General features: G+C 59.2%; 21 protein-coding genes and 1 tRNA gene. 14 read left to right on the top strand and 8 right to left on the bottom strand.

What is annotated here, in order from left to right; all coding sequences use genetic code 11:
- The first annotated feature begins 1 nt into the window (after position 1).
- Positions 2–1,270: a serine--tRNA ligase gene (gene serS, locus VJU77_18050; protein HKP05258.1), complete on the top strand. Its 1,269-nt coding sequence runs from the start codon at positions 2–4 to the stop codon at positions 1,268–1,270.
- 32 nt (positions 1,271–1,302) lie between these two features.
- On the opposite strand, the gene VJU77_18045 is transcribed toward serS, so the two are convergent.
- Entirely contained in the window at positions 1,303–2,259 is a 957-nt protein-coding gene (locus VJU77_18045) for a DUF72 domain-containing protein (protein ID HKP05257.1), read from the bottom strand.
- 83 nt (positions 2,260–2,342) lie between these two features.
- On the opposite strand from VJU77_18045, the gene bamD reads away from it, so the two are divergent.
- From bamD to VJU77_18025, 4 genes are all read left to right on the top strand, one after another.
- Complete coding sequence (gene bamD / locus VJU77_18040; GenBank protein HKP05256.1) at positions 2,343–3,581, top strand: outer membrane protein assembly factor BamD; 1,239 nt, start codon at positions 2,343–2,345, stop codon at positions 3,579–3,581.
- A 4-nt stretch (positions 3,582–3,585) separates the two neighbouring features.
- Positions 3,586–4,092, top strand: coding sequence for an LptE family protein (locus VJU77_18035; GenBank protein ID HKP05255.1), 507 nt, complete (start codon positions 3,586–3,588; stop codon positions 4,090–4,092).
- Between the two features lie 6 nt (positions 4,093–4,098).
- Positions 4,099–4,977, top strand: coding sequence for a tetratricopeptide repeat protein (locus VJU77_18030; protein HKP05254.1), 879 nt, complete (start codon positions 4,099–4,101; stop codon positions 4,975–4,977).
- A gap of 156 nt (positions 4,978–5,133) precedes the next feature.
- Positions 5,134–5,214, top strand: a tRNA-Leu gene (locus VJU77_18025).
- Positions 5,215–5,265: 51 nt separating this feature from the next.
- Here VJU77_18025 and VJU77_18020 read toward each other — a convergent pair.
- Positions 5,266–5,487, bottom strand: coding sequence for a hypothetical protein (locus VJU77_18020; protein HKP05253.1), 222 nt, complete (start codon positions 5,485–5,487; stop codon positions 5,266–5,268).
- Here VJU77_18020 and VJU77_18015 point away from each other — a divergent pair.
- Positions 5,486–5,839, top strand: coding sequence for a hypothetical protein (locus tag VJU77_18015; protein HKP05252.1), 354 nt, complete (start codon positions 5,486–5,488; stop codon positions 5,837–5,839). The genes VJU77_18020 and VJU77_18015 overlap by 2 nt on opposite strands.
- Before the next feature lie 130 nt (positions 5,840–5,969).
- Here the strand turns inward: VJU77_18015 and VJU77_18010 are convergent, their stop codons facing one another.
- Positions 5,970–7,136: a TIR domain-containing protein gene (locus tag VJU77_18010; GenBank protein ID HKP05251.1), complete on the bottom strand. Its 1,167-nt coding sequence runs from the start codon at positions 7,134–7,136 to the stop codon at positions 5,970–5,972.
- A gap of 29 nt (positions 7,137–7,165) precedes the next feature.
- On the bottom strand, positions 7,166–7,777 hold the full coding sequence (locus VJU77_18005) for a YdeI/OmpD-associated family protein (GenBank protein HKP05250.1): 612 nt from the start codon (positions 7,775–7,777) through the stop codon (positions 7,166–7,168).
- A 158-nt stretch (positions 7,778–7,935) separates the two neighbouring features.
- Between VJU77_18005 and VJU77_18000 the strand changes: the two genes are divergently transcribed.
- Positions 7,936–8,742 (top strand): hypothetical protein, encoded by an 807-nt coding sequence (locus VJU77_18000; protein ID HKP05249.1) that lies wholly within the window; start codon positions 7,936–7,938, stop codon positions 8,740–8,742.
- Between the two features lie 19 nt (positions 8,743–8,761).
- Here VJU77_18000 and VJU77_17995 read toward each other — a convergent pair whose 3' ends face one another.
- Positions 8,762–9,364 carry an HdeD family acid-resistance protein gene (locus VJU77_17995; GenBank protein HKP05248.1) on the bottom strand — a complete coding sequence of 201 codons (603 nt, stop codon included), beginning with the start codon at positions 9,362–9,364 and terminating at the stop codon, positions 8,762–8,764.
- Positions 9,361–9,777: a MerR family transcriptional regulator gene (locus tag VJU77_17990; protein ID HKP05247.1), complete on the bottom strand. Its 417-nt coding sequence runs from the start codon at positions 9,775–9,777 to the stop codon at positions 9,361–9,363. The genes VJU77_17995 and VJU77_17990 overlap by 4 nt, the downstream gene beginning before the upstream one ends.
- A 200-nt stretch (positions 9,778–9,977) precedes the next feature.
- Here VJU77_17990 and VJU77_17985 point away from each other — a divergent pair, with 200 nt between their 5' ends.
- Positions 9,978–11,165 carry a LuxR C-terminal-related transcriptional regulator gene (locus VJU77_17985; protein ID HKP05246.1) on the top strand — a complete coding sequence of 396 codons (1,188 nt, stop codon included), beginning with the start codon at positions 9,978–9,980 and terminating at the stop codon, positions 11,163–11,165.
- A 63-nt stretch (positions 11,166–11,228) separates the two neighbouring features.
- Here VJU77_17985 and VJU77_17980 read toward each other — a convergent pair whose 3' ends face one another.
- Both VJU77_17980 and trxA read right to left on the bottom strand, forming a co-directional pair.
- Positions 11,229–12,032: a polyphosphate kinase 2 family protein gene (locus tag VJU77_17980; protein ID HKP05245.1), complete on the bottom strand. Its 804-nt coding sequence runs from the start codon at positions 12,030–12,032 to the stop codon at positions 11,229–11,231.
- A 7-nt stretch (positions 12,033–12,039) separates the two neighbouring features.
- Positions 12,040–12,507: a thioredoxin gene (trxA, locus tag VJU77_17975; GenBank protein ID HKP05244.1), complete on the bottom strand. Its 468-nt coding sequence runs from the start codon at positions 12,505–12,507 to the stop codon at positions 12,040–12,042.
- Between the two features lie 108 nt (positions 12,508–12,615).
- Here trxA and VJU77_17970 point away from each other — a divergent pair, with 108 nt between their 5' ends.
- The 6 genes from VJU77_17970 (at position 12,616) to ubiE (ending at position 17,543) form a co-directional block, all read left to right on the top strand.
- A complete protein-coding gene (locus VJU77_17970; protein HKP05243.1) occupies positions 12,616–13,128 on the top strand; it encodes a PRC-barrel domain-containing protein in 513 nt (170 codons plus the stop codon).
- 57 nt (positions 13,129–13,185) lie between these two features.
- Positions 13,186–13,584 (top strand): PRC-barrel domain-containing protein, encoded by a 399-nt coding sequence (locus VJU77_17965; protein ID HKP05242.1) that lies wholly within the window; start codon positions 13,186–13,188, stop codon positions 13,582–13,584.
- A 73-nt stretch (positions 13,585–13,657) separates the two neighbouring features.
- The gene (locus tag VJU77_17960; GenBank protein ID HKP05241.1) at positions 13,658–15,466 is read left to right on the top strand and encodes a fumarate reductase/succinate dehydrogenase flavoprotein subunit; all 1,809 of its coding nucleotides are present in this window, start codon (positions 13,658–13,660) and stop codon (positions 15,464–15,466) included.
- Between the two features lie 98 nt (positions 15,467–15,564).
- Positions 15,565–16,299, top strand: coding sequence for a succinate dehydrogenase/fumarate reductase iron-sulfur subunit (locus tag VJU77_17955; GenBank protein ID HKP05240.1), 735 nt, complete (start codon positions 15,565–15,567; stop codon positions 16,297–16,299).
- Between the two features lie 12 nt (positions 16,300–16,311).
- Positions 16,312–16,809 carry a hypothetical protein gene (locus VJU77_17950; GenBank protein HKP05239.1) on the top strand — a complete coding sequence of 166 codons (498 nt, stop codon included), beginning with the start codon at positions 16,312–16,314 and terminating at the stop codon, positions 16,807–16,809.
- Positions 16,806–17,543, top strand: coding sequence for a bifunctional demethylmenaquinone methyltransferase/2-methoxy-6-polyprenyl-1,4-benzoquinol methylase UbiE (gene ubiE / locus VJU77_17945; GenBank protein ID HKP05238.1), 738 nt, complete (start codon positions 16,806–16,808; stop codon positions 17,541–17,543). Before VJU77_17950 ends, ubiE begins: the two co-directional genes overlap by 4 nt.
- The last annotated feature ends 10 nt before the right edge of the window (positions 17,544–17,553 follow it).

Genomic DNA, 17,553 nt, shown 5'->3' with positions numbered 1-17,553 from the left:
CATGCTCGATATCCGTCTCATTCGCGAACAACCCGACTTTGTGAAAAGCCGGGTGGCCACGCGTGGTGGGGATGACGCGGCGAAGATCGACGAGGTGTTGCGGGTGGACGCCGAGCGGCGGAAGGCGGAGACCGCCCTCCAGCAGTGCAATGCCGATCGCAAACGGCTGAGCAAAGAGATTGGCGGCAAACGCGCGAAAGGCGAATCGACGGCCGATACCGAGGCGCAGGTCCGCGAGATCGGCAACGAAATCACCCGGCTCGGCGAACAAACGACCGCGTTCGACGAGCAACAACGTCAATTGCTCCTCGGAATCCCGAACCTTCCGCACGAGTCAGTGCCGATTGGGAAAGAGGCGGCCGACAACCCAGTCCTCAGGAGCTGGGGTGAAAAACCGGACATTAAAGATCCGCTCGACCATGTTGCTCTCGGAACCAAGCTGAAGCTTTTCGATCCCGAACGCGCGGCGAAGCTGAGCGGAAGTGGGTTCATTTGCTTCATCGGCGCCGGCGCACGGCTAGAGCGCGCCCTGATCCAGTTCATGCTCGATCTGCATACGCGCGAGCACGGTTATCTCGAAATGAGCACGCCGTTCGTGGTCCGGCGTGACTGCATGATCGGCACAACGCAATTGCCGAAGTTCGAGCAAGACATGTACGGGCTCGAGGACCAGCAGCTTTTTCTCGTGCCGACCGCGGAAGTGCCGGTGACGAATTTTCATCGCGAAGAAATCCTGGCGGCATCGGATTTGCCGCAGAAGTTTGCTGCCTACACGCCCTGTTTTCGCCGGGAAGCGGGTTCAGCGGGGCGCGAGACGCGAGGGATCATTCGCGTCCACCAATTCGATAAGGTCGAGCTGGTCAAAATCACGGCGCCGGAGAGCTCCGCCGCCGAGCATGAGTCGCTAACCGCGGACGCAGAGCGCGTGTTGCAGTTGCTCGGGTTGCATTATCGCGTGATCGAGCTGTGCACCGGCGATATGGGGTTCGCCGCCATGAAAGCGTACGATCTCGAGGTTTGGTCGCCGGGGCAGGGCGCGTATCTCGAAGTGTCGAGCTGCTCGAATTGCGGCGATTTCCAGGCCCGCCGGATGAATTTGCGATTCAAGGACGCGGAAGGGAAGAACCGGTTCTGCCACACGTTGAATGGATCGGGGCTGGCCCTGCCGAGAGTGTTCGCGGCCCTGATCGAAAGCTATCAGCGTTTGGACGGATCGATCGCGATTCCGGAGAAGTTGCAGCCGTACTTTGGCGCGGCCGAGATTCGGTAATCATTCGAGCACGAGCACGAGCACGAGCACGATTACGATTGGGATTCGAGAGAAGGGCGTTCTTTGCCGGCGAAGAGATCTAGCTGGCCGGGATCGGCGGAGGCGGTCTCCTCGGCGGAGGGAAGGGGGAGCTCGAAGCCCAGGCGCTGGGCCAGGCGCTGGCACGTCTCGGGCGAAAAGCCTTCAAAATGGTTGTTCACGAACCCCCAAATGCTTCGCTTTTCATCGAGGTGGCGCTCGATCTTGAGAGTCCAGCTTTCGAGCGCGGCTTCGCGTTTCCAGAGCAACTTGCCGTAGCGATGCAGATGCTGGCCGTCGCCGTCGTATTTTGTTGAGTAATCGCCCAGGAGCCGCAGGTAAATGAAGTCGGCTGTGTCCGGGAGAAATTCGAAGGGCGCGAGATTGCGTTCGTTCAGCGGGCTCGAGTCGGCCCAAACCCAGCAAACGCGGTGTTTTTCGAGCAGGCTGATATTTTGCGGCCGATGCCAGCCTGGATGCCGGAACTCGATGGCAAACCGGAAATCGCGCGGCAATTGTTCGACGAACCTTCTCAGCGCCGGCCGTCCCGTTTTGGGCGAAAATGAAGCGGGCAACTGGATGAGGACGACGTGCATTTTGGAACCCAGCGGCTCCAGGGCGCGGAGAAAGGCGACCAGCTGATCGTCGCAATCGTGCAGGCCCCGCTCATGGGTGATCTCGCGGGGCAGTTTGCAGGCGAAACGGAACGATGCGGGCGTGTTCTCCGCCCAGCGCCGAACGGTTCCCTCCGCAGGCGCGTGGTAGAAGGTGGAATCGACTTCCACCGCCGGGAAATAACGGGCGTAGAATTCCAGCCAGCGCGACGGGGGCAGGTCCGCCGGATAGAAATTGCCCCGCCATTCCTCAAAACTCCAGGCGCACGTCCCGAGCCGGATTTTTTGCTGGGCCGAAAGGTTCAAGGTGAGTGGCGAGCCGAGGCGTCCATGGTCCGAAATGAAGATATCTCGCATCCCAAATCCCGCATCCCCTATCGGCTTTGCGGGTCCCGGTCCAACTTGACTAGCCGGGAAGGTTAACTACCCTGCGCAACGCGATGAAATACTCCTTTCGCATCCTTTTTGTCCCGATCCTGATTTGCCTGGCTTTGTGCCGGCCGGCCCTGGCGTCGATCATCTTCAAGCCCGGTGAAAAGGCGCATTATATGGAGCCGGGGGAAGAGCAGATGAGCGGCACCGCCCAGCAGCTTTTCGAGCAGGCCCAACAGGCCGAAAAACGGGGCGATCTGAAGCACGCGATCAAGGCTTACCGCATCATCGTCAAGAAACATCCCAAGGATACTCTCGCGGCCGGAGCCTGCTTCCGGATGGGCCAATTGCAGGAGCAGATTCACGATTATTTGGGAGCCGCTCAAAGCTATGCTGTCCTCTGCCAAAAGTATGGGAAAAGCGAGCGCTTCGAGGAAGGGGTGGAAGGCCTTTTTCGAATCGGGGAGATGTACCTCAACGGCAAGAAAATCAAGTTTCTCGGGATTCCCTTCAAGGCTTCGATGAACCAGGCGATCGATATTTACACCATGATCATACGGACGGCTCCCTACGGAAAGTATACCGCCCGGGCGCAATTTGATCTGGGCCGAGCTTACGAAAAACAGGGTTCGAATGAGTCGGCGATCGCGGCCTACCAGGCGCTGGTGGAGAAATTCCCGAACGATCCGCTGGCGGTCGACGCCCAATACCAGATTGGCTACATCTGGGCGAAGGCGTCCAAGTCCGGAACCTACGATCCGGCGGCGGCCAGCAACGCCAAGACCGGCTTTGAGGATTTTCTGGCGCGCCACCCGAACAGCGAGAAATCAGCCCAGGCGAAGGAGAACCTGAAGCAGCTGGAGCACAAGCAGACCAGCACCGCCTACGAGATCGCAAAGTTTTACGACAAACAGAAGCAATACAAGGCCGCCGCCATTTATTACAACGAAGTGATCCGGCAACAGCCTGGCTCGACCGAAGGTGAGCGGGCCAAGAAGAGGATCAGCGAGCTGCGGGCAAAAGTGGGCGACGATAAACTTCAGGCGCCCTCCGTGACGGCCGCCGCCGCTACCCGCAAGAGCCGGAAACCACCTGCGGAGCGTTACCGCTCGGAGGAAGCGCCGCCCCCATCGTCGAATGAATTGGCGCCTTTGCCTCCTTCCGACACCGATGTTTCGCTGCCGCCGCCGGCTTCTCTCCTGCCGGATACGACTACCGCGCCGCCCTCGTCCCTTTCCGATTCGACGCCCGCGCCCGCGGCCACGCCCCAGGCCTCAGCGACTCCTGAGGAATCGGCCAGGCCGTAAGCCCGTGAAACGCGCGGCAGCCACTTTACTCCTCCCGTTGCTGCTCGGCGGATGCATGGGCTACACGCTTGGGCCGGCGAAGCCGAATCACCTTCGCGACATCCACACCATTGCCGTGCCGACGTTTGGCAACACCACTCTCATCCCACGCATTGAAGTGCTCGTCACGGGAACCGTCATCAAGCAATTTCAACAGGACGGCACCTACCGCATCGCCAACGAAGACCAGGCCGATGCGGTCCTGAAGGCCGAGATCGTTTCCGTCGGGCGCCACCCGGCCCGTTCGGTGCGGGGGAACGTTCTTTCGACGACTGAATTCAACCTCGCCATGACCGTGAGCTACAAACTCCTCGGGCGTGATGGCAAAGTCCTTGGAAATCCCGGCGCAGTCAGTGGCACCACGAGCTTTTTCGTCGGGACTGATGTGAGCACCGACGAACGTCAGGCGATGCCTCTGGCCGCGGAAGAGCTGGCGCGGCATCTTGTCAGCCAACTGAGCGAGGGTTGGTGATGTGGAATGAAAGGCGACGCGAAGCTGTGGAGCATTCTCAACGACAAGCTGGACATGTTGCGGGCCAGCAATCGGTTGCCTGAGGCTATCCGCGTCGCGGAGACGGCGTTCACTCTGGCCCAGCGCGCCTTCAAACCGGGCGAGAAATCCTACATCGAGAGCCTGGAGAGGCTCGGCCAGCTTCACGACCAGGCAGGCGACCGCGCGGCGGCCAAGCCGTACCTGGTAAAGGCGCACTCGTACCTGGAAAAAGCGGAGCCGCCCGATGATCGCGCTCTTTTTCGTTCTTCCCGGCGTCTCGGATTTGTTTGCGATAATCTCGGCGAAACCGACGCCGCGCTCGCCTATTACGAAGCAGCCTTCAAGGCCGGCGCGCGTTTGCCGGATATTCCTTATTCCGATCTCGGAACGATCCTGAACAACGTCGCCTTGATTTATCGTAAGACGGGCCGGCAAAAAGCGGCCGAACCTTATTATCTTCACGCCCTGGAGATTTACGAGAAGCAGCTCGGCCCGGAGCATCCCGACGTCGCTTCGGTCCTCAATAACCTGGCCGTCTTTTACACGAACGAGCGGCGTTTCGCGGAGGCGGAGAAAACCCACCTTCGGGCGTTGGCCATCCGGGAAAAATTCCATCCGCCCACCCATCCCGACATCGCGCAATCGAAATGCAACCTGGCGGTGGTTTACCATTCCAACGGCGACTACGCCCGGGCCTCGGAGCTTTACCGGGCCTCGATCAAGACCTGGGAAGCGGCCACCGACAAACCGCCGGAGGATTACGAGATCGTCGCCTCGAACTACGCCGATCTTTTGCGCTCGTTAGGCAAAGCCCGGCAGGCGAACCAGCTCGAAGAGCGGGCGCGGAAGAAGCGGCGGTCTTAGTAATTCGGCGCCGAATCTGAAGCGGGCTGTGAATGGTGACTGGTGATTAGTGAATGGAACTCGCCATTCACCAATCACCGCTCACCATTCACCCTCTCCGCCTTTGCCCTTGCGCGGATTTTGGAAGAGCGCACCTTAGCAACCGCTCCCCGAAAAGCTCACGTGGCGGAATGGCAGACGCGTACGGCTCAGGACCGTATGGGGAAACCCGTGGAGGTTCGACTCCTCTCGTGAGCAGCTTTTCGAACGTGGACGGCCGCAGGCAGTAATGCCGGTCCTAAGAGGCGTTCAGAATCCGAGGTTGTCCGTGTAGTGGCCGGTGATCTGCGAATCCTCCGGCTCCGCATACAATGCATGACCGAACGCCTTGAAAAACTTCGCGTCGCCGTATGACACGACGTACGGACCGGTATAGATAGTGGAACTGTGGGTGGGGTTGGGCGGGTTTGTAGCGCCTACGGTGAAGTAAATCGTGCATTGGGTCGCGGTGCCCCCATTGTGGGACTCCATGGACACATTGATCGCACCCGGGATGTCCTGCGAGGGTGCTTCCGAGTACACCACGGCGGTACACGGCGAAGGTATGGCCCAGGCGGAGTGCTTAGGAAACGCGATAAAGCCAAACAGCGCCAGCAGGACGCCGATAGAGGAGAAACCGAAACCGATTAAGGTTCGTGGAGTGAGGAAGGCGGATGTGGGAACGGATGTCTTGTTCATGGTGGGTTGCTTTCTGGTTGAGGGTTACGACTTGGATCGTGAACTTTTGGGCCGGGCAATCAATAAAAAAGGGTTAAGGGGATGTAGAAAAATTCGAGTTCTGATCCAGGCCGGTGTTGAGAATGGTTCGGTATCGAATCCATAGGCGAGCGAGGTCCAGCGCGTGCCGCCATTCCGATCGTAGTTCCCACTATCGCCCGTCTTATCGATCCAGCTTGGGGCGACGCCGAGCCACCAGGCCCTCACTGTTTCCGCTAATCACGCCAGCCTCGTGTTCAGGGGGAGGGCGCAGGATCCGGATACGTCATCCAATTCGAGCGAATAATCTTCAACCCATCGCTCTTTCGCACCAGGTCCCATTCCGTTCGGGTCCGGCCCGTCGCCCGAGTGCCCAGCGCATCGCGAATGGAGTAACGGGTGTCGAAGATCACGGTCGCCACGGTCGGCTTCGGACCGGGCTGCACTTTCACCTCGCCCACCACAAAGGCGCGCGCCGGCACGGCGGCGAAGTATTGGCGGAGTTGCTCGCCGATGAACGCCTTGTCTTTCGGCCCAAACGCATAGTAGTCCACCGTGTCATCGAGATAAGCCATCGTGGCCCCGAGATCGCCGCGTTCCATGTCGCGATTGAACTCCTTCACGTACCGCTCCGCTTCCTCGGCGCTCACGACCGGACTCGTCGCCGGCGGCGCGACCGAGAGGCGGGGTTCCGAAGTGGGTTCCGCAGTCGGTTTCGGCTGAACGGTCGCGGCGACCTGAGGTGCAGCGGTCGCGCTGGACGACGGCGTTGGCGCAACCGGCGGCTTGGGGCGGATCAGGGCGAAAATGATGACGAACGCGACCAATCCCAGCGCCGCAAAACCGGCAATCGCGAGTGCGATCCATTTCCACGCGTTAGAGCCCGGTTTGGCCGGGCCCGGCGTTACGAAGGCCGGCGTGGAAACAGCGGGCGGGGCCGGTGGCGGAGGCGGCGGCGCGACGGGCGCTGGCGCGGTCGGCGCCGGCGGCCGAGGTGCGCCAACCGGCTCGGTCGCTCGCGGCAGAGCAAGAAGCGCTTTCGTCGAGCTCTTAAGCTGATCGAGATGGTTTTCCAGGGGAGGGGTGACCGCATCCAGCCAATGCGGGCCGCTCAGGTAATATTCGAGGTCGTCGCTCGGCACCACGGCGTCGATGCGGAACTGGATAATGTGGAGCCGTGAATTCGCCGCCAGCTGCACCTCCCGCAAGACCTGCTCCGAGTTGTTCGAGTGCTCGGAGAAAATCAGGATGAAGGCGCGGCTTTGCTGAATAGCGCGGGTGATTTCGCCGGAATAGGATCGGCCCGGCATCACATCGCGCGGGGCGATCCAGCAGCGGATCCCGGCACTTTCGAGCGCGGCGCAAACGGCGTTGGCGATCGGCCGATTATTGCTCGAGTGGGAAATGAAAACGTCGTGCGCCATCGTCCGAGCCTTGTTCGCCCCCGGGCCGGCTATTTTTTGGCCGGCATGTACTTCCAATGGCGCGGCTTCCCTTCGGAGAGCCACTCGATGGATTGAGCCAGGCGCTGCTGGCGCGTCTCCTCGCGCTTCGCCTCGCCCACCCACTCGACGTATTCGCGCCGGTGACTTGGCGAAAAATCCTCGAACGTTTTTCGCGCCTTCGAGTTCTTTTTTAACGCCGCCGTGAAATAATCGGGAACAGTAAACGACGCTTTCTTTTTCCTTGTCGTCTGCCAGGGGGCCTTGATTCCCGCGTCATTTAACGCGGCTGCTTTTTTCACATACCCAATGAGCCTCTTATCGCTGGGCAAATCCGCCAGCGACTTGATGCAGCCGAAGCTGCCCATCGCAGTCTTCTCCGCATTTTTGTCAGGGGGAAGAATGAGTTCCGACTTCCAGAAGCCAAAAGCGCAATGTTCCTTGAACGCGCCCATGCCAGCCATCACCCCCCTGTAATCGAAATGGGGCATCGACCATTTTATTGTCTCCACGACTTGGGGGCAGCCGGTGTGAACGATCTTGCGCAAGTGCTTCAGGATCGGCTTTGCGAAGTCGGCCGATTTTGCAATGTAAGCGTCAACTCTGGGATCCTTGGTGGCCATGGGCCCTCCTTTGGTTGGGTTCGATCCGAGAATACAAGGGCGCAAAAGTTTTTGTCGAGTCGCAAGGCCGGGAGGAAAGGACGCCGCAGCGCGGCGTCCCTACCATTTTGTTGAAAAGAGCCTGCCGCGTCGCTATCTAATCGGCGGAGTCCTTTCACATGGCTGAAGCAGCAACCTCTACGATCGCACCGCGCAAATTCGGCCAGACCATGCGTGCCGATGCCTGGTGGACGCAGCCGCTGCTGGTCTTCCTGGGGCTGGGCGCGTTTATCGTTTATTCCACCTGGGCCGCGTTCCAGGGGAACCATTATTATTTCGGTCCTTATCTCTCGCCGTTTTATTCGCCCGAGCTTTTTGGTGAGTCGCCTCACAGCTGGTTCGGGCCGAAACCGGCTTGGTGGCCCGGCTGGCTCCTGTTTTCCCCGGCGCTGCTGATTCTTTGGGCGCCGGGCGGATTACGGCTCACCTGTTATTATTATCGCGGCGCCTATTACAAAGCGTTCTGGGCCGACCCGCCGGCGTGCGCTGTCGGCGAACCGAGAAAGACGTATCTCGGCGAGCGTTCGTTTCCGCTGATCATGCAGAACGTGCACCGCTATTTTCTTTATCTCGCGCTGTTCTTTATCGTCTTCCTTTCCATCGATGTTTGGAAAGCGCTTTGGTTCGCCGATCCGGCCACGGGCAAGACCTCTTTCGGCATCGGCATCGGCACCCTCGTGCTTTTGGTGAACGTCATTCTGCTGGGCAGTTTTACGTTTGGTTGTCATGCCCTGCGCCACCTGGTCGGCGGAGCCCGGGATCAACTCTCGCGGTCGCCTGCCTGTTACCAGGCCTATCGCTGCGTCAGTTGTTTCAACCGCCGCCACATGCTCTGGGCCTGGCTTAGTCTTTTTTGGGTTGGCTTCAGCGATCTCTACGTGCGCCTCTGCTCAATGGGCATCTGGCACGACTTCCGTTTGATTTAGTTGATCTTTTGGGACGGTATCAGGCGCGCGCCGCGGCTGTGGCAAAGTCCGTTTCGTTCCCCAGTTTCCGCATTTTGAATGCAAGGATTATGAGCAGAATGCCGGAGACCAGGGCATACGCCCCGATCCATAAAACCAGGACGAGCGCACCCGGCCCGGGCATGAGCAGCAGCATTATACCGAACGCAACCGAACAGATTCCAGCCAGGACGAGAAGCCATTCGCCCTTGATTTTTTTGCGGAGCTTGATTGCCGCGACGATCTCCATCACTCCCGTCGCGATCGCCCACGCCGCGATCATTATGAGTAGTCCGAGCGCGGTCAGGCCGGGCCAGAAGAACGTCAGAAACCCGGTGAAAATGCCGAGCAGTCCTCCGATCAAGAGGCTGCCAAAGCGCGGATAACCTTTCGGTGCTTTTGCCGCCAGGAAAACGGACAGGACGCCGTTCACCAGGGCAAATGCGCCGAACAACATGATGAGCGCGAAGAGCGAGATCGCCGGCCAGATGAAGGTCAGGACGCCGAAGATCACCGCGGTCAGGCCGCGCAATGCAAGCAGCCACCAATTGTGGCTGAGCGTGTCAGCCACGGTGGCGATACCAATTCCATTTGATTCATTCATTTTCTTTTCCTCCGAGGGTTCGTTTTCGGTCTAATACTTCGAGACGATTTTTTTTCTCTATCGCGCCGGCTTTTGTCCTGGGGCTCTCTCGCCGCCGGTTTGGCCGACACCGCGCGTAACTGCGAATGCAGATTTTCCAGCGCCTCGGTGAGCTCCAGGATCATCCTGATCCCGGCCAGGTCGTCGCCGCAGACCCGGCGGAGCGCTTCGATTCGGCGCAGAGCGCGAATATTATTTCGATCGAAAGAGTAGGCGCCATTAGCGGCATTCTTCATTGGCGAAAGCAGCCGGTGCTTGCAGTAAACGAGAATGGTTCGACGCGAGGTGTCGACCAGATGGGCCGCCGCTTCGATCGTGTAAACCGCGTTCGGAGAAGGATCGAACAATTCGATTTCGCGCGTCGGCGCTTTCATGATCGCCCGGGTCGATGGTGATCTTGGGCTGGGATTGATCATAGTCAGATGAAAAATGGGTTGGCCGGCGGTGATCGACTTTTGCTCCGCCCCCGGCCGCCGGCATACCAGAAGAAAGCGAGTCTGTAGCAGTCCCTTTATGTAGACTTCGCGCCCCGGACACGCCCCGCGGCGGTAACTTAAGTTCACTAAAAAAGGCGGTGAAACATTCGCTCGTCTTCCGCCTGCGCCGGCCTGATGATTGGCAACATGAAGCTTACAGGCGGCACCGGGGAGACTCGCTGTTGACCGCTCGCAAAGCAGACGTCGATGTCGTGGCGGCCAAAGCATTGCTGGCGCTGCACGCGGCAATCGATGTGGCGGCATTCTGGAAGGCCGTGCAGCGTGTCATCAACGCCGGCATGCCGGATTCGGTCATCGGACTAACCCTCCAGCATAGTCCGGTCTTGCCTTTGATCTCGAAATGGACGGAACCCATTGCCGATGGTTTTTGCCACGCCAAACCAATCCAGAATTATCTGCGGGCCCATCCGCGGAGCCGGTTCGTCCGGATTAGCGATATTTTTCCAATCCGGAGCAAGCTGCTGAGATCGGAATTCTATCGTAAATACATGGCGCGGGCCCGATGCGAGCACGCCATCGGTCTCTTTTTCTGGGACGCGAGAAGACTGATTGGCGTCGTCATTGTCATGCGGACGGCGAGACAAGGCGATTTGAGTGAAGGGGAGATGAAGAGCCTGCGTAATTTTTATCCGCAGTTTCAGACGGCGCTCAATCGCCTTCGCTCGCTGGAACGCGAACACTCGGCCCGGATGGTCTTTGAAGAACTTCTCGGACGGCTGCCGCTGCCGACGATTTTGCTGCGCTGGAACCTGAAGATAGTCTACCGAAACAAGGCTGCGTTGGAATTCTGCGCGCTCTGGAAACAGGGCCCGGAAATGACGCGGATGATGAAATTAATCGCGCCGGTGCCACTCGAGATCCTGGATGGATGCCGGTCGCTGAAGGAGCGGTGGAAGGCGGGGTCGCGCGGCCACGAACTTCGTCCGGTTGTTTACGAGGAGATGGTTCGGCACCCGAAGATGCCCGACCTTCGCGCGAAGGTCAGCATGCAAGAACTCCATTCCGCCGGCGTCGCGCGGCCGCATTTCCTGATCGAATGCGAAGAACGCAAGCGGGCACGGGAACGCGGAACGCACTTGCCCCAGTTGGCCCGGCTGAGCCAGCGGGAACAGCAGGTGGCGCGACTGGTTTGCGACGGTTTTAGTAATCAGGAAATCGCCGACAAAGCCGCCGTGAGCGTGGCCATGGTGAAAAAACATCTGCACGCCATGTTCCGGAAGCTCGAAGTTCCCAGCCGCAGCCGGTTGATCGCGCTCATGCGCTGATCGCCGCCGGCGGCTACCGCAAGTTCTGCTCGAGAAATTTTGCGGATTGGGTGCCGCTCACCTTTACCTGAACTTCACCTCTTTCGGATCGAAGCGCAGCTTGGGATAACGCGGTTTCATTTTTTTCAACGCCCGCAAAACCACTTCGGCGATCGCGAGGTCGCGCGCCCATTTATGGTTGGCTGGAACGACGTACCAGGGCGCGCAATCGGTCGTGCAGCAATTGATCGCGACTTCATACGCTTCCTGGTAATCGTCCCAAAATCCGCGCTCTTTGAGATCGGCCGGCAAAAACTTCCAGCGTTTTTTTGGATTCTCGACTCGCGCTTGCAGCCGTTTCTTTTGCTCGTCGCTCGAGATGTGGAGCATGATTTTCACGATTGTCGTCCCGTTCTGGCTCAGGATTTTCTCGAAGGCATTGATCTGGCGGTAGCGCGCCTTCCAGACCTTCTTTGGAACCAGTTTGTGGACGCGCACCACCAGCACATCCTCGTAATGCGACCGGTTCCAAAGCCCGATCATGCCTTTGCTCGGGGTCACTTTGTGAGCGCGCCAAAGAAAATCATGGTCGAGCTCAGCCTGCGTCGGCGCCTTGAAGCGGGCGATTTCCAGGCCACTTGGATCCAAACCGGAGCAAAGTGCTTTTAAGGCGCCATCTTTTCCACCCGTATCCATCGCCTGAAAAACGATCAACAGACTTCGCTGATGTTCGGCGAACAATTTCTCCTGGAGCGAGGCCGCTTCCTCTTGCAGCTCGGCAAAACGCGAGCACGCCTCTTCCTTGCTCAAGCCGCCAGTGTCGCCGGGATCGATTTTGGAAAGCCGAATCTTGTGGCCGGGCCGCGCCTTAACTGCCGTCGATTTCATTTTCGCTTTATCTTTCGACCAGAGCGTGCTCGGCAAATTTCCGGATCGCCGCTGCCGGCATCGCACCGGCCTGGCGCGCCTTTTCCAATCCGTTGTTGAAAATCATCATCGTCGGAATCGCGGTAATGTGGAAGCGCTGGGACAGGGCGGGCACCTCTTCCGTATTGACTTTTGCGATGACGAATTTGCCCGCGGTTTCCCTGGCCAGTTTGACGAACTCTGGCGCAACCATCTTGCACGGCCCGCACCACGGCGCCCAAAAATCAATCAACACGGGCAGAGCCGAGCGACTGATCAGCGCGTCGAAAACGAGATCGCTTGCCAGATCGACTGGCTCCCCGGGCGACGGCAATTCATCCTTGCACTGAGCGCACCGAAATATTTTTCCGAGCCCTTCATACTTCAACCGGTTGCGCTTCCCGCAGTTCGGGCAGGCCAGGAGCAGGCCGCGCTCATCGGTCCCGATGTTGTTCATGAAACAACAAACGCGCTCAGACCAAACGAACAAGTCTTTGCTGACGTTCCCGCAAAAAGGCCACCTAAGTTACCGATCTGTTCCGGCACGTGCAGCCGTTTCCGAGTTATGAAGATAAGAATCAACACATCAGCAGCGTTGCTCGTCGTCGCCTTGCTTGGGCTTGGCGGCTCAATCGGGGACGCTGCGAAAAATCCAGCGACTAATTATCCAGCGCTCATGGCGGGTTCGGAGATCAAGGGCAGCCACGTCAAAAACCTGCGGGGCCAGGACCTCGGCGCCATCGACGAAGTCCTGATCGAGCCGGATACGGGCCAAGTGAGATTTGTCATCCTCGAAGTGGGAGGCTTCCTCGGGCTGGGCGCCACCAAAGTGGCCGTCCCGTGGACTGCGTTCCAACTCACCAAGGAAGGCGACAAACCGAAGTGGGTGCTTGATGCCGACAAGGACAAACTCAAGAACGCGCCGAAGATTCAAGGCAAGGGATACGAGCGCCTTTATACGAGTGCCGATGCCGAACCGGTCTTCGTTTATTGGAAGGTCACGTGGATCGAGCCAGTAACTTCCCGGTCTCCGTCGTCGTCCTCTGCGGCTTCACCGTCCGCGTCCACTTCGCCCTAGGACAACGTCCGTTCACAAATCATCCAGGAAATCAAAACCACACAAAGGGAAAAATAAATGAACACAGCAGAAAACAGAACGGGGGCCGCGACCTTGTTGGCGGCTTCCGAAATCAAAGGAACGACAGTAACAAACTTCCAGAATCAGGAGATTGGCGACATCGACGAAATTCTCGTCGAGCCCGCGACGGGCGTAGTCAGATTCGCTGTCCTGAGCGTCGGCGGCTTCCTCGGTTTGGGGACCACGCGAGTGGCAGTGCCGTGGCTGGCCTTCCAGATCGAGAGTGCAAATGGCGTGACCAAATATTTGCTCGATGCCAGCAAGGAGCGCCTGGAAAAGGCACCCCGGGTGGAAGGTAAAAATTACGAGCGGCTTTATCCCGCCGCGGCCGCGGAACCGCTTTTCGTTTATTGGGACGTGGAGTGGGTGGCCGAATCAGAGCCGGCATTGCGATAGGAGAGACGATGCGCGGTTGAGCGGATTAAAGATCGCATTTAGAAGTGCGATGCATTAGACGCTCAACCGACGCATGACCGAATACGAAACGTTTCAGCACGATGTCCTGGTGATCGGCGCGGGGGGCGCCGGTTTGCGGGCAGCGATCGAGGCCTCGGCGGCGGGCGTTTCTGTCGGCCTTGTCTGCAAATCGCTCCTGGGCAAGGCCCACACCGTCATGGCTGAAGGCGGGATCGCGGCCGCGCTGGCGAACGTCGACGATCGCGATAACTGGCGGGTCCATTTCGCCGATACGATGCGCGGCGGGCAGTACGTCAACAATTGGCGGATGGCGGAATTGCACGCCAAGGAAGCTCCCGATCGAGTGCGTGAGCTCGAAGCGTGGGGCGCCGTTTTCGATCGCACCAAGGACGGGCGCATCCTGCAACGAAACTTCGGCGGTCACCGGTATCCGCGGCTGGCTCATGTCGGCGACCGAACCGGCTTGGAGATGATCCGGACGTTGCAGGACCATGGTGTTCACCAGGGAATCGATGTTCACATGGAGCGGACGATTCTTTCGTTACTCAAAGAGGACGACCGCGTCGTGGGTGCTTTTGGTTACGACCGCGAGCGGGGCCGGTTCCTGATTTTCCGCGCGAAAGCCGTCGTGCTGGCGACGGGCGGAATCGGGCGCGCCTATAAGATCACGAGCAACAGCTGGGAATACACCGGCGACGGCCATTCGCTCGGGTATCAGGCCGGGGCGGAGCTGATCGACATGGAGTTCATCCAGTTCCATCCCACCGGGATGGTCTGGCCGCCGAGCGTCCGCGGAATCCTCGTGACCGAAGGTGTGCGCGGCGAAGGTGGGATCCTGACGAACAAGGAAGGGAAGCGCTTCATGTTTGAAGACATCCCGGACAACTACAAATCGCAGACCGCCGACAGCGAAGAGGAAGGCTGGCGCTATTGCCAGGGGGACAAGAATGCGCGCCGGCCGCCCGAGTTGCTCACGCGCGATCACGTGGCGCGCTGCATCGTGCGCGAGATCAAGGCGGGGCGGGGGAGTCCGCACGGCGGGGTGTTTCTCGACATCGCCTGGATCAAGAAAAAACTCTCGAACGGCGAGGATTACATCAAGCGCAAGCTGCCGAGCATGTATCACCAGTTCAAACAACTGGCCGACATCGACATCACCCAGGAACCGATGGAAGTGGGCCCGACGACCCACTACGTCATGGGCGGCATTCGCGTCGATCCGGATACCCAAATGTCCCGGGTGCCCGGATTGTTCGCTTGCGGCGAATGCGCGGCCGGGATCAACGGCGCGAATCGTCTCGGCGGAAATTCGCTCTCGGACCTGCTCGTTTTTGGGAAACGCGCGGGCGAACACGCCGCGAAATTCGCGAAGGAAAATTCATTAGGCGCGGTTGATAACGCAGCGCTGGAAGAGACGGCTCGGCAGGCGCTGGAGCCATTCGAGCGCACCGGGGAGAGCCCGTACCAGGTCCAGCATGATTTGCAGGAGATGATGCAGGAACTCGTCGGCATCGTCCGAAACGAGGAGGAAATGCAGAAGGCGCTGGCTGGATTACAAAAGCTCTGGGAACGCGCCGCCAAAGTCTCCGCCCAGGCTAACCGGGAATTCAATCCCGGCTGGCACACCGCGCTCGACTTGAAGAATCTGCTGACCGTCTCGGAGGCCGTCACGCGGGCCGCGTTGGAGCGCAAGGAAAGTCGCGGTGCGCAATTTCGCGAAGATTTTCCGGACAAGGACGAACGGTTCTCGAAAGTGAACACGATTACGCGCCAGGGCGCTGACGGCACCATGGAAGTTCGGCTGGAGCCGCTGCCCGAAATGCCGGATTATCTCCGGCAGGTGATCGAGGAGATGAAATGAGCAGAAAAGGGAGCACTTTTACCGCGGATTACTCGGATGACGCGGATGTCCCGAAATTCATCCGTGGTATCCGCGTAATCCGCGGTTAATTTTTTCCTGTGCAAGCCACTTTCAAGATCTGGCGAGGCGACGCGAGCGGCGGCGCCTTCGAGGATTACACAACGGAAGTTTCCGAAGGCATGGTGGTGCTCGATGCCGTTCACGACATCCAGGCGAAACAGGCGAACGACCTGGCCTGCCGATGGAATTGCAAGGCCGGCAAGTGCGGCTCCTGTTCCGCCGAGGTAAATGGCATCCCGAAATTGATGTGCATGTCGCGCCTCAACGATCTCCCCCTCGACAAGCCGGTCACGATCGAGCCGATCAAGTCGTTCCCGATCAAGAAAGACCTGATCACCGATGTGTCCTGGAATTTTCGGGTGAAGAAAAAAATCAAGCCCTTCAAACCGCGCCCGCCGGATGCCGCCGACGGCACCTGGCGCATGGCGCAGGAAGACATCGATCGCGTCCAGGAATTCCGGAAATGCATCGAGTGCTTCCTGTGCCAGGACGTTTGCCACGTCCTGCGCGATCACCGGAAGCACGAGGAATTCATCGGCCCGCGTTTCCTGATTTACACGGCCGCGCTCGAGATGCATCCACTCGACACCGAGGATCGCCTCGAGGAATTGCGGAAGGCGCACGGCATCGGTTACTGCAACATCACGAAATGTTGCACGAAGGTTTGTCCCGAGGAGATTCACATCACCGACAACGGGATCATTCCGTTGAAGGAGCGAGTGGTCGATGATCACTACGATCCGCTGGGTTGGATCTGGAAGAAACTAAAGTAGAACCGCTGAGCGATGTCTGATTTGAAACCACTTTCGCGGGAGGCGATCCCGGCGGCGCTGGAAAAAGCCGAGCGCTACCGGTTGCTCAATGAACCGGGCGAGGCCGAGAGCATTTGCCTTGATGTCCTGCACGCGGATCCCGGCAACCAGACGGCCCTGATCACGCTCCTGCTCGCGATCACGGATCGTTTTGGAAAGGGATACGGAGTCAGCGATACGCAGGCGAAGGAATTGTTGTCCCGCGTAAAAGGCGACTATGAACGGACGTATTATGCCGGTATTCTCGCCGAGCGCCGCGCCAAGGCGAAGCTCGCCCAGGGGACTCCCGGATCGAGGTTCCACGCCCACGATGGCTTTCGCGAAGCAATGGGCTGGTTTGAGAAAGCGGAAGCGTTGCGCCCCGCCGGGAATGACGACGCGCTTCTGCGCTGGAACACCTGCGCGCGGATCATCGAGAAAAATCACCTCGTTCCGCGGGACGAAGACCACTTCGAGCCGCCTTTGGAGTGACTGCCGGCCAAGCTGACGTTTCGCGCGATCCCGAGTCCGTGCGCGCGATGTTCGACCGAATCGCGCGGCGCTACGATCTCGCGAATCATCTGCTCAGCGGCGGCGCCGACTTTTTGTGGCGGCGCCGGGCAGCCAAAATCGTGAGCGACTGGAAGCCACGCGATCTTCTCGATCTGGCCACCGGCAGCGGCGATCTGGCTCTGGCGATTCAACGCCAGTTGCCGGAAACAAAGATCGTGGCCGCCGATTTCTCGCCGGACATGCTGGAGGTCGCGCGAAGAAAGAGCGTGGCCAACACCGTAGTGGCAGACGCCCTGCAATTGCCATTCGAGAGCGCGTCATTCGATGCGGTCACGGTCGCGTTCGGATTGCGCAACATGGCGGATTGGGACCGCGCTCTGGCGGAAATGGCGCGGGTTCTGCGACCGGGCGGCCATCTCCTCGTTCTCGATTTTTCCATTCCAATAGGCGCTCTTCGCCCCGCATATCGTTTCTATTTGCATCGCTGTCTGCCGCTCCTTGCCTCTGTCGTGACCGGCCAAAAAGCCGCGTATGATTATCTCGGCGGCTCGATCGAGAAATTTCCGAGTGGTCCGGCGATGCTGGAGTTGATTGAGCAAAATGGATTCACCGACGCGACCGCTGAGCCGCTGATGGGAGGAATTGCGACGATTTATACAGGTGGATCGCGCGCTACGTCGCGCGATGAGAGTCGCCTCCATCGCGCGACGTAGCGCGCGATCC

This window comes from Chthoniobacterales bacterium, assembly GCA_035274845.1.
GTDB lineage: Bacteria > Verrucomicrobiota > Verrucomicrobiia > Chthoniobacterales > UBA10450 > AV80.
This window is presented reverse-complemented; position numbering and strand designations above follow the sequence as displayed.